The 12,007-nt window shown below is 43.8% G+C and carries 12 protein-coding genes; 8 read left to right on the top strand and 4 right to left on the bottom strand.

Annotated elements, in window-relative coordinates:
* Positions 1-147: 147 nt before the first annotated feature.
* Genes ACIGG7_RS13980 through ACIGG7_RS13970 form a run of 3 tightly spaced genes read left to right on the top strand, consistent with a single transcriptional unit; the run spans position 148 to position 2,472 of the window.
* Positions 148-1,263, top strand: coding sequence for a GAF domain-containing sensor histidine kinase (locus ACIGG7_RS13980; protein WP_224941741.1), 1,116 nt, complete (start codon positions 148-150; stop codon positions 1,261-1,263).
* A 13-nt stretch (positions 1,264-1,276) separates the two neighbouring features.
* Entirely contained in the window at positions 1,277-1,912 is a 636-nt protein-coding gene (locus ACIGG7_RS13975) for a response regulator (RefSeq protein ID WP_397550008.1), read from the top strand.
* Between the two features lie 20 nt (positions 1,913-1,932).
* The gene (locus ACIGG7_RS13970; RefSeq protein WP_224941739.1) at positions 1,933-2,472 is read left to right on the top strand and encodes an NADPH-dependent FMN reductase; all 540 of its coding nucleotides are present in this window, start codon (positions 1,933-1,935) and stop codon (positions 2,470-2,472) included.
* 130 nt (positions 2,473-2,602) lie between these two features.
* On the opposite strand, the gene ACIGG7_RS13965 is transcribed toward ACIGG7_RS13970, so the two are convergent.
* Complete coding sequence (locus ACIGG7_RS13965; protein ID WP_224941738.1) at positions 2,603-2,857, bottom strand: YhdB family protein; 255 nt, start codon at positions 2,855-2,857, stop codon at positions 2,603-2,605.
* 167 nt (positions 2,858-3,024) lie between these two features.
* Here ACIGG7_RS13965 and ACIGG7_RS13960 point away from each other — a divergent pair, with 167 nt between their 5' ends.
* The 4 genes from ACIGG7_RS13960 to ACIGG7_RS13945 all read left to right on the top strand — a co-directional run bounded on the left by ACIGG7_RS13960 (position 3,025) and on the right by ACIGG7_RS13945 (position 7,351).
* The gene (locus tag ACIGG7_RS13960) at positions 3,025-3,327 is read left to right on the top strand and encodes a DUF3889 domain-containing protein (RefSeq protein WP_397550007.1); all 303 of its coding nucleotides are present in this window, start codon (positions 3,025-3,027) and stop codon (positions 3,325-3,327) included.
* 407 nt (positions 3,328-3,734) lie between these two features.
* Complete coding sequence (locus ACIGG7_RS13955) at positions 3,735-4,925, top strand: MFS transporter (protein WP_397550006.1); 1,191 nt, start codon at positions 3,735-3,737, stop codon at positions 4,923-4,925.
* A gap of 535 nt (positions 4,926-5,460) precedes the next feature.
* Entirely contained in the window at positions 5,461-6,873 is a 1,413-nt protein-coding gene (locus tag ACIGG7_RS13950; RefSeq protein ID WP_224941735.1) for a SpoVR family protein, read from the top strand.
* A 133-nt stretch (positions 6,874-7,006) separates the two neighbouring features.
* Positions 7,007-7,351 carry a hypothetical protein gene (locus ACIGG7_RS13945; RefSeq protein WP_397550005.1) on the top strand — a complete coding sequence of 115 codons (345 nt, stop codon included), beginning with the start codon at positions 7,007-7,009 and terminating at the stop codon, positions 7,349-7,351.
* Positions 7,352-7,389: 38 nt separating this feature from the next.
* Here the strand turns inward: ACIGG7_RS13945 and ACIGG7_RS13940 are convergent, their stop codons facing one another.
* On the bottom strand, positions 7,390-8,019 hold the full coding sequence (locus ACIGG7_RS13940; RefSeq protein ID WP_224941733.1) for a YczE/YyaS/YitT family protein: 630 nt from the start codon (positions 8,017-8,019) through the stop codon (positions 7,390-7,392).
* Positions 8,020-8,228: 209 nt separating this feature from the next.
* Between ACIGG7_RS13940 and ACIGG7_RS13935 the strand changes: the two genes are divergently transcribed.
* Positions 8,229-9,830: an SLC13 family permease gene (locus tag ACIGG7_RS13935; protein ID WP_397550053.1), complete on the top strand. Its 1,602-nt coding sequence runs from the start codon at positions 8,229-8,231 to the stop codon at positions 9,828-9,830.
* Positions 9,831-9,870: 40 nt separating this feature from the next.
* On the opposite strand, the gene ACIGG7_RS13930 is transcribed toward ACIGG7_RS13935, so the two are convergent.
* Both ACIGG7_RS13930 and ACIGG7_RS13925 read right to left on the bottom strand, forming a co-directional pair.
* Complete coding sequence (locus ACIGG7_RS13930; RefSeq protein ID WP_224941732.1) at positions 9,871-10,647, bottom strand: 3-hydroxybutyrate dehydrogenase; 777 nt, start codon at positions 10,645-10,647, stop codon at positions 9,871-9,873.
* Positions 10,648-10,665: 18 nt separating this feature from the next.
* Entirely contained in the window at positions 10,666-11,952 is a 1,287-nt protein-coding gene (locus ACIGG7_RS13925; protein WP_397550004.1) for a GntP family permease, read from the bottom strand.
* Positions 11,953-12,007: the final 55 nt, after the last annotated feature.

Below are 12,007 nucleotides of genomic sequence, written 5' to 3'. Positions count from 1 at the left end.
TGTTTTCTAGCATCTCTTGTTTTTTTAAAGTGAAATGGAACGTATGTTTTCCGTCAAAGGTCGTAGAGAGTTTCATTCTTTTTGATAATCCCGGATTCACTCGGAAAGCAATATAATAATACTGAAGGATTGGAAAGGACGATGAACATGAATCAGGAATCCCTTTCAAATATCGAGCTTTTGAAAGAGATAGCCGAATTGTTGAATGATGAGACAGAGCTTTCTTCCATGCTTTCAGGTGCATTGAAGAAGCTGATCAGGGGCTCAAGCTTCACCACCGGATGGATCTTTTTCATTGAAAAGGAAGGAAGCCATGAGCTTGTATCGTATGAAAATCTTCCTGCATCTCTCTCAGACCGTAAATGTGAGCTGATGAGAACGGGAGGCTGCTGGTGTGTGAACCGCTTTCGAAAAGGGAAGCTCACCAAAGCATCCAATATCATTGAATGTCAACGGATCGAGCAGGCCATTGAAGAGAACAGAGGCGCAACAGAAGATATCACCTATCATGCGACGGTCCCCCTTCAATCCGGAAACGAGTCCTTCGGATTGCTGAATGTGGCCGCACCGGAGAAAACTCATTTTTCTAAGGACGAACTGGCTCTTCTTGAATCGGTCGCCTTCCAAATCGGGTCTGCCATTAAACGCATTCTCTTGACAAAGAAGGAGCAGGAAGTTGCGTTGATCGGGGAGAGGAATCGATTGGCAAGGGACCTTCATGACTCGGTCAATCAATTGCTGTTTTCCCTTACATTAACGGCAAGGGGAGGGGCTGAGATGGCTGAGGCAGAGGATGAAAAAGCTACCTTTAAAACGATTCAAGGACTTGCGCAGGAAGCACTATCTGAAATGAGGGCACTCATCTGGCAACTGAGACCTCATGGATTGGAAAATGGCGTTGTCGAGGCAGCGAAAGGGTATGCAGAAATGCTTGGATTGACCTTGGATACGAAAGTAGAAGGAGTCATTTCCTTAAGCTCTAAAATAGAAGAAGTGTTATGGCGCGTCAGTCAGGAAGCACTAAATAATTGTAAAAAACATTCCGGTGAGAAAAAAATCCTCTACACATTGAAAAGCGGATTACAATCCATCCATCTGTCAATCAAAGATTCAGGGTACGGATTTCAGTATGATGGACAAAAATCCCTTCCATCAGTGGGGATTCAAAGCATGAGGGATCGAGTGGAAAGCATCGGAGGTACATTTTGTATCGACAGTCAGCTTGGAAAGGGTACAATCATTTCAGTCCAAATACCGTATTAGGAGGTGTCGGTCCATGATTAGAGTCTTGATAGCAGATGATCATCATGTCGTCCGCAGGGGGTTGGTCTTCTTTCTGAAAACCCAAAAAGACCTGGACATTGTTGGAGAAGCGAAGAATGGATCAGAAGCTGTCCGGATGGCTTCAGACCTGAAACCAGACATCATATTGATGGATTTGATGATGCCGGTAATGGACGGGATTGAGGCGACAAGGGAAATAAAAAAGAATCATCCCGGTATTCAAATTTTGATGCTGACGAGCTTCTCGGATCAGAATCATGTGATTCCTGCTATAGAAGCTGGAGCGGCAGGATATCAACTAAAGGATATTGAACCTGATGAATTGGTAAACAGTATCCGAAAACTTTTATCAGGTGAAAACTCTCTTCACCCGAAAGCGACCAATCATTTACTGACGAGAATATCAAAACAGGAGCCTTCACATAAAATACATGAACTGACCAGGCGGGAGAAGGATGTTTTGATTGAGCTTACGAAAGGGAAGAGTAATAAAGAAATTGCTTCCAGTCTCTATATTACGGAAAAAACGGTCAAGACCCATATCTCGAACATTTTCTCCAAGCTGGAAGTAGCTGATCGAACACAAGCGGCTCTGTATGCCGTGAAACACAAGCTGACGTCAAATTGAATGGGAAAGGATTTTTTATTATGAATATTGTCATTATAAACGGAAGCCCGAGAAAACGTGGACGTACCGGTATTGCTTCAAGATTCATTGCACGAACGTATACCTGTGGTCTCATTGATTTAAGTGCAGGTACACTCCCTTTGTACACCGGGGAACAGGAACAATCCGAACTTGAGGTGGTTAAATCATTTAAGCAAAAAGTGAAGGATGCGGACGCGGTCATTTTAGCTTCCCCTGAATATCACAGTGGTATGAGTGGGGCACTCAAGAACGCACTCGATTTCTTAAGCAGTGAGCAATTCGCACATAAACCTGTTGCTCTCCTTGCTTGTGCCGGTGGAGGAAAAGGTGGAATCAACTGTTTGAACAACCTTCGTATCGTCGGTCGCGGAGTGTATGCAAATGTCATTCCAAAACAGTTGGTCCTCGATCCACACTGCTTTGATTATGAAGGGGATGGACTATTAGAAGAACCTGCTAAATTGGTTGATGACCTGATGAAGGAACTGAAAGTGTATGTGAAAGCAGCAGAACTTGTGAAAAGTGAAATTTCGTCTTAAAAAAAACGGCATCGTTGCCGTTTTTTTTGGTTAGGTTTAGTTTTGTATCATGTGATGCTACTCAAAATAATAAAAGCTGATCCAATAGCGCATACTAATTGGATCAGCCGTAGGTGGAATTCTCTTTTTACTACATCTCTGCAAAGGTTTCCTCAAGTGGTTGCTCGACACTATAGGTGAAGTTTGCATGTTCAATATATCGTAAAAGCGTATAGAGATTACGCTCTACAACCGTGTAATCATTTGAAAAATGATACGCATGTAAGAATTGTTCAATTCTTTTTGAAAGAAGGTCATCCTTCGTTCTCACCATGAGGATCAACAGGTTATCCCATTCTGATCGATGAGTGTAGTACAAGGCCCGATCGTAATCGACTTTGTTCACTTGGTTTCCCTCCTTCTGAAGGGGTACTCCTATTGTGTGGAGAAAACCGTTTTTATTTCTCTGAAAAAGTTGGTACTGTTGCAAATGCTTGATTTCCTTGTATTGGGTGAATAAAAAAACATATTTAATTCATCCTATGTAATGAAACGTAAACAGAGGTGATGAAAATGAAGAAATCAATGGTGATCTTTTTAACTGCATTTTTTCTACTGCTAACAAATCATGCAAACGCAGAGCCTGTCGATTATCAGAAGTTTGGGCGAATCGCAACGGCCGTCATCAAAGAGGACTACCCAGGCCAGCCTGTGAAGGATTATCAGTACCAGGGGCGTAAAAAAATGACAGAGAACAAAGTATCGGACGCATTTGAATTTACCGTTCAGGAAAATGGTGCCGATAAGAAAGTCGTTGTCATAGTGGTCCACAATCTCGACAATGAAAAGGTGCTGAATATTTCCGTGAAGGAATAATTTGAGCAGATGAAGTCTTCTTTGATAGAAGGCTTTTTTTGTTCGGAAAGGTATTTTCAAACGAAAACTGGGTAGTTTTCACAATTTGGCACAATTTTTCATTAAAGTGGCCCAATAATTGGAGAAAGTGGCCCGATAAACGGGAAAAGTGGCCCAATCAACATCGAAAGTGTAACAAAACTCGTGTGAATACTGTATGGTGTATAATAGTAAGCATTACTTTTCATCATAATTCAGTACCTAAAACTGCCTAAATAATAATTTAAATTGATATCTGCAAAAAAAGCACCAATTTGCTAAAATAAACCTATACATAATACGTTTTGATTCTGAAAGGGGATCTTTGTTCCGATGTGATGCTGATCTTTTCTTACCTATCTATAAATTGAATAAAGGGAGGGAGAGACATGCATTCCAATGCATTCAGGAATCTGTGGTTTGGTCAGGCGTTGGCCAATATGGGAGATGTATTCTATATCGTAGGATTGATCTCTCTCGTATATAATCTTACAGGATCCGCTGTTTACATGACGGCTGTTCCTTTGGTGATCACTTTTTCCAGGTTTATCAGTAGTATGGCAGCGCCGCTTTTGTTGAATCGATTCCAGATGAGAAGTTTGATCGCTTACTCTCAAATGGGAAAAACTTTTTTTCTGTGTACATTCCTTTTGATGATGGTTGTCAATATGGGGAACGTGTGGGTCTATCTTGGGTGTGCCGGGATCATTTCTTTTTTGGATGGTTGGGCACTGCCTGCCAGAAATTCTTATGTCCCGTATCTAGTGAAGCGGGAGGAGTTGATGGGGGCCAATGGATTCCTTTCCACTGTCGATCAGACCATTCAATTTTCAAGCTGGGCTCTGGGGGGAATCCTATTAGCGCTCTTGAATGAAACGAATCTTTTCATTGCAGTGATTGTATTGTTTCTGGCTAGTACTTTTTTCATGTTGAAGCTACCGGTCATACCGATGACTACTTTGGAAGTTCGCAAGGTTTGGTGGCAACAGCTTGGGGAAGGTTGGTCGGAAGTGAAACGACGTAAGGGTCTGGTTCCGGTTTTTTGGATTTATGGACTGGAGTCAATATCAGGAACCGTCTGGATTGCGGCTGTACTGTATTTGTATGTGGATTTGAAGCTCGAACGCGGTGAAGAGTGGTGGGGGTTCATTAATTCCAGTTTCTTTATCGGATTGGTCCTGGCCTCCTATGCCATCTTTAAACTTCATACCATTTTTTCGAATCATCGAGATAAATGGCTGCCAGTCTGTATGGTGATCACTTCTGCTGTCACTATAATCTTTGCGTGGAACAAGATAGCCTTCTTGGCACTCGTCTTGTCCTTTCTGTTCGGGGTGTTTGATCAAATAAAAAATGTGGTGCTTCAAACGTATTTGCAGGAGACTGCACCACCGCAGGAACTGGGGAAGATCTATGCAGCTCAAGGAGCATTAACGACCCTTCTGTTCGGTTTGTCGTCGGTGGGAGTCGGACTGCTTCTGGAAGTGCTCCACATTTCAGTGATCTTCTCACTATCTGCCCTCCTGCTGCTCAGTACGCTCATTCCTGTGAGGGTTATGCAAAAGAATATAAAGGCGTAAATTTCATTAAGGCTGTTCCTCTAAAATGGGGAACAGGCTTTTTGGGTTTACACATGGCTTATGCTTGTCGCCCCAGTGCGAGCCCCTTCCGCTTTTCGATTGTCCAGCTCCGCCGGGTAGGCCCTCGAGGTCATAAGTCAAGCTGTCAAGAAGGTGAAAAGGCACACCTTCATGCCACCTCGCCTTATGCTTGTCGCCTCTCCCAAAGCCCTTCCGCTTTTCTAATTGTCCAGCTCCAGGGGCTTGGGTCTCGAGGTCATAAGCCAAGTAACCCAAAAAGGCAAAAGACGCCTTTCCGGGTTACTCGTCTTATGCTTGTCGCCCCAGTGCGAGCCCCTTCCGCTTTTCTAATTGTCTAGCTCCGGCGGGTAGTCCCTCGAGGTCATAAGTTAAATCGACCAAAAAGGCAAAAAGCGCCTTTCCGGTCGATTCACCTTATGCTTGTCGGGCCTGCCCAACCCGCCTCCGCTTTTCTTTTCATCAAATCCTTTTTCTCTTCATACATTTAGATAAGAGTATAAAGAGGGGGATGAAAATGAATTTAGAGGAACAGAAGCAGTTACAGAATGCGATAGGGGAAATTACGGAGATTGCAGCCGGGTTTGGTCTTGATTTTTATCCTATGCGTTATGAGATTTGTCCTGCTGATATTATTTATACATTTGGTGCTTATGGGATGCCGACCAGGTTTTCTCACTGGAGTTTTGGGAAGCAGTTCCATAAGATGAAGCTTCAATATGACTTGGGATTGAGTAAGATTTATGAGCTCGTGATCAATTCGGATCCGTGTTATGCGTTTTTGCTGGATTCGAATTCACTGATTCAAAATAAGCTGATCGTAGCTCACGTATTGGCTCATTGTGATTTCTTTAAGAATAACGTGCGTTTTCAGAATACGAAACGTGATATGGTAGAGAGCATGGCGGCAACAGCAGAACGGGTAAGAAGATATGAGATTGAGCATGGGAAGCGGGAAGTCGAGAATTTCCTCGATGCTGTTCTTGCTGTGGATGAACATATCGATCCTTCTCTCATGAGGCCGAAGCTGTCGTGGACAATGGATGATGTGGAGTGGGAGGAAGAAGAAACGAGTCATGCATCCCCGTATGATGATCTGTGGTCATTGGACGAAAAGCCAAAGAGCAGGGAAAAGAAGAAGGTGAAGAAGAAGTTTCCGCCGCAGCCAGAAAAGGATATCCTCCTCTTCATCGAGCAGTACAGCAGGGAACTATCAGATTGGCAAAGGGATATATTGACCATGATGCGGGAAGAGATGCTCTATTTCTGGCCTCAGCTTGAAACGAAGATCATGAATGAAGGCTGGGCCTCGTATTGGCATCAAAGAATCATCCGTGAAATGGACCTGACAAGCGGTGAGTCGATTGAGTTTGCGAAACTGAATGCAGGTGTCGTACAGCCGTCCCGAACTCAAATCAATCCATATTATCTTGGTCTGAAAGTTTTTGAAGACATAGAGGAGCGTTTCGATAACCCTACGGAAGAAATGAAGAAACGGGGAGTGAAACCGAATTCCGGCAGGGAAAAAATGTTTGAAGTCCGTGAGATCGAATCGGATATTTCCTTCTTGCGGAACTACCTGACAAAGGACCTAGTAATGAGGGAAGATATGTATCTGTTCCAGAAGCAGGGGAAAGATTATAAAATTGTCGACAAGGAATGGACCCATGTTCGGGATCAACTCGTGGGTATGCGGGTGAATGGAGGTTTCCCTTATATCACCGTAAATGACGGGGATTACATGAAGAGTGGTGAACTTTACCTTAAACATTGGTATGAGGATGTTGAGCTTGATATTAAATACTTGGAAAAGGTATTACCCTACTTACATCAGCTTTGGGGAAGACCGGTCCATATTGAAACTCATGTGGAGAACCGTGACATGCTCTTCACCTATGATGGCAGGAGCGTACAGCGTAAGTATCTATAAGAACAGTCAGAGTCGTCCTTCAGGTGGTATACCGGGAGGAGGCTCTTTTCTATTTAAGAAAAATAGGTTCTAAAAAAAGAGGACAGGTTTATACATTATAAAGAAGGGAAGCTTAATCCGAGGAGGAGATAGGATGGCGGATGTGGAAGTGTTTATCGGTGATTTAACGGATCAAACGTTTCATTATGAAGGGGGCGACTGGAATCATAATTACCCCAAGCGGATCAGCCCGTTTTTCCCTAAGGGGTATGAACTCTTTTTCTCGCTATTGGATGGCATTTACTATAAAAAAATTGAGGGACGGCAGACCGATTGGGGAAGTCATACCTGTTTGATGTACCCTGGGGAAATGTTATCGGTTCTCGAGGATTATTATAAGAGAGATCTTCATAATGAACAGGTGCAGCACTTATTTACATTCATTAAGAAATTGGATCAGGAAAGGCAGTATGGATTAGTCGCATGCGAGATGTCATAAACGGATCAGGACAAACTGCCTCTGGCAATTTGTCCTTTTTACATACTGATATCGCTCCGGGCAGGAAAGCGGGAGTGCAGTCTTTCAGTGAAAAAGAGAAAGGATTTTTGAAAGATGGGACTTTGGATGAACGTGTAGATAAATGTGAAAATGAAGACTGGTCCTGAAAGGAATAAACCAATCAATAATACCGTGCACTCACAAATGATCCGTACCCTGCTGATGGTAAGGCCGGTTAAATCCGAAATGGTGAGCATAAATCCGTCCCTAGGCCCGGTGCCCAGATGAGCGGCCGAATATAATCCGCCTCCAACCCCCATCATCAATATGGCAGATAGTAGAATGAGAAGATCCGTCATCAAACCCGTTTTGGGGGGCAGTAGATTATAATAAAGAAAAAAATCCACAAGCATGCCGACCAACACCCCGTTCAGGATGGTGCCGATATGAATATATCTCCCTTTTAGTAAAAGCGTGCCTGCAATGAGTGTGACCCCCACAATGATATTCCACGTGCCAATGGTTAAGCCGAACTTCTCAAACAATGCAATGTTTAACACATCCCATGGATGAATACCCAAGTATCGCACTTTAATTGACAAACTGATTCCATAACTGAAAATAAGTAGTCCGATTACAAAATAGCTGATTTGATAATAGATTTTCATCGTTTCTCCTTTTATAGAATCGTCGTATCTATCTAACATTATTTTACAACAAAACATTTTATGAAAAAATGGTCCATTTTTCAGGCAGCCTTTTGAAATGGGGAGAGAAGAAAAGAATACAAGACAAATTTGGTGAGTTTTTGTTTATTACGCTTTCATGAAAGGGTATGGACCAATAATATAAGTAAAGGGGGAATGAGTGGATGCAAATGGTGAAACATGCTTGGGGTACGCTTTGGGGATGGCATCGGGATGTGATGGATACCTTCCAATTCTTCACTTCAGGAAGTACGCCAACCCACGTCACAGGAGGGGTGAAAGCAGATCGGACGCCGGAACCTGGAGCAGATCCAAGGAAAAAAATCGGATTTCTTTTAGGTCCTTTATTATTTTTGTTCATCTTCTTCTTTTTTTCTCCTGAAGGACTTTCCAAAGAAGCGGTTGCCGTTCTTGCTGGAACTGTGTGGATTGCAGTCTGGTGGATTACGGAGGCGATCCCGATACCGGCCACGTCCCTATTACCGATCATTCTGTTCCCTGTTACGGGTGCACTCAAGGGAGGGGAAGTGACGTCCGCGTATGGGGATGGGACGATCTTTTTGTTTATGGGTGGATTCATCATTGCGATTGCCATGGAAAAGTGGAATTTACATAAGCGGATCGCCATGAACATCATTTTATTGATCGGGACAAGCACTGAACGGATCGTCCTTGGGTTTATGTTGGCTACTGGATTTCTTTCTATGTGGATTTCCAACACGGCAACGGCCATGATGATGCTCCCAATTGGAACTGCTGTGATTTATCAGGTGAATGAAAGTTTAAAGCAGGAAGGAGCAAAGAGGACAGGGCATTTCAGTAAAGTCATCATGCTGGGTATAGCCTATAGTGCATCGATAGGAGGGCTGGGGACATTAATCGGGACACCACCCAACACGATATTTGCTGCGGTATTAAAACAGCTATATGGTATCGACTTTTCCTTTGCTAAATGGATGCTGTTCGGAGTGCCACTTGCAGCCATTCTTCTCATGGTAACATGGTGGTATCTCATTAAAGTGGCATTTCCATTGAAAATAAAAGAGTTGCCGGGAGGAAGGGAGATTGTTGAGAAGGAAAACCGCTCCCTCGGCCGCGTTTCGTTTGAAGAAAAGCTTGTTCTGACCGTCTTTGTAACCACTGCTATATGTTGGATTACAAGGTCGTTTCTCTTGAATCAATGGATTCCTTCCCTTGACGACACGATTATCGCCATAACGGGGGCGCTCACTTTATTTCTGCTGCCTGGACGAAAGCAGTCCCGCCTGATTCATTGGGAAGATGCAAAGAAGCTTCCGTGGGGCATCCTGCTTCTATTCGGTGGTGGCCTTGCCATTGCCAAGGGATTCAAAGAAACTGGACTGGCTGAATGGATTGGAAAGCAATTGACGGTTCTCGAGGGAATTTCCTTTATCATTATTCTTGTAGCGGTGACGGCATTTGTTATTTTCTTGACGGAAATCACGTCCAATACGGCCACAGCCACCATGATGTTTCCAATCATGGCAGCCTTGGCAGCCGCTTTAAACGTTCACCCTTACAGTATGATGGTAGCCGCGGGTCTTGCAGCGTCCTGTGCCTTCATGCTGCCCGTTGCCACGCCTCCAAACGCTGTTGTATTTGGTTCAGGTTATATCAAGATGGGGGACATGGTCAAAGCGGGGCTTTGGTTAAATCTCATAAGTATTGTGTTCATCACTCTTTTGATCTACTTTTTCATGCCGATTGTGTGGGGAGTGGACCTCAATGTATTCCCTGAACATATGAAATAAAAAAATCGGATCAGGATCCTGATCCGATTTATTCTTATTTTTATTGGGCAGTATATCCGCCATCCAAAACAACTGCTTGACCTGTTACACCTTTCGCTTTGTCGCTTGAAAGGAAAATGGTGTAATCAGCAATTTCCTCAACAGATAATAAACGCTTTTGTGGAACGAGGGGATAAATGACGTCCTCTAATACTTTTTCCAACTCTACACCGCGGGTCGTCGAAATATCCTTCAGTTGGTTGCGGACAAGTGGCGTATCTACGTATCCAGGACACATGGCATTTACCGTAATACCATGTTCGGCACCCTCAAGAGCCGATACTTTTGTCAAGCCGATTACACCGTGCTTTGCACTATTGTAAGCAGCTTTTCCTGCAAACCCGATTAAACCGTTGATGGAAGCCATATTAATGATTCTACCGAATTTTTGCTTTTTCATATGCGGAAAAGCAAATTTAGTCGCAATGAATGGAGCCGTCAGCATGATTTTGATTAAGAGCTCGAACTTTTCAATGGGGAAATCTTCAATGGGAGCGACATGTTGCAGCCCTGCGTTATTGATCAGGACATCGATTCTGCCATAATGTTCTACAGTCTTATCAATTCCCGCCTTCACTTCATCTTCACTTGTTACATCACATTTGATACCCAGGCAATCGAACCCTCTGCCTTTCAGTTCATCAACAGCTTCATCTAGACCTTCCTGGTTGATATCGGATAAAACGACCTTTGCCCCATTCTGAGCGAAATGCTCTCCGATTTCGAATCCGATCCCTCGTGCAGCACCTGTGATGAATACCACTTTATCATTGACCATTTTCAATTCCTCCTCTAATTAATAAATTCCCATATTGGCTAGAATGATTGAAACAACCTCGGCAATGGTCGGAATGATCAGTCCGACAACTGCTACGTCCAGGTATGAATCTTTGTGCGTTAATCCTGTTACGGCAAATAAGGTCAAGAGGGCCCCATTATGAGGCAGGATTGACGCTCCGGATGAGATGGAAGCGATTCTGTGAAATGCTTCGGCACTGATTCCGCTTGTTTGGGACAACTCGTAATATTTATCACCCAATGCTTCCAATGCGATTCCCATCCCCCCTGATGCAGATCCTGTAATAGCGGCTAATGTCTGAACGGCAATTGCTTCTGAGATCACCGGATTCCCTTTAATGCCGAGTATCAGTTTCGTCAATGTCTTGAAACCTGGCGCAGCCGTTACGACAGCTCCGAAACCAACGGCTGCACTTGTATTGATCACGGCCATAACCGAGCCTTTTGCTCCGCCATTGACTGCAGGTATGAACTTTTTATAATGCTTGAAATTAATGATCAAGATGGAAAGGGTCCCTACAAGAAGGGAGGTCAGGATGTTCCATTTAAACACATTCAATGTAACGACGACGATGACGAGTGGAAGAAATGATAGATAGAAGTTCGGAAGCTCCGATTCTTTAATTTCCTTCACGTCATTTCCGCCCTTTGGCTCAGTGAAAGCATCTCCCTTACTTGTGAATTGCTTTTGACGCCATCTTAAATAGAAGTACCCACCGACCGCCATGATTAATCCACCTACTGTCCCGATAATGGGAGCAGCGGTAGGAGAAGTTTTGAAATACTCGATTGGGATCAGATTCTGGATCTGAGGTGTCCCCGGGATGGCTGTCATCGTAAAGGTAAATGCCCCTAATACAAAGGTAGGAGGCAGAAGCTTTCGAGTGATGTCCGCTTCCCTGAACATGGCGATTGCCAATGGATAAATCGCGAATACTACAACGAACAAGCTTACACCGCCATAAGTCAATACAGCAGCTGCAATCAGCACACCAAGGATGGCTCTGTCTTTGCCGATGATGTTGGTGATTTTATATGCGACGGATTGAGCAGCTCCAACATCTTCCATCAACTTTCCGAAGATGGCTCCGAAAAGGAAGACAGGGAACCATTCCTTCGCGAAGTTCACAAATCCGGTCATATAGGTGTCCGTGTAGGCAGGCAGCAGGTCAAGCCCGCTCATCAGCGCTACTAAACCTGCTACTAACGGAGCTATCCAGATGATCGACCAGCCTAGATACGCTAAGACCATTAATAGAATTAATCCAATGATGATGCTAGTCATAATTCACCTCTCATAACTGTTTGCAGTTATTTTTCCAAGAATGAAAGGTTTTATT

The organism is Rossellomorea sp. NPDC077527 (genome assembly GCF_044542955.1).
Taxonomy (GTDB): Bacteria; Bacillota; Bacilli; order Bacillales; family Bacillaceae_B; genus Rossellomorea; species Rossellomorea aquimaris_E.
The sequence above is the reverse complement of the archived record's forward strand: the minus strand, read 5'-3'. Positions and strand labels throughout refer to the sequence as shown.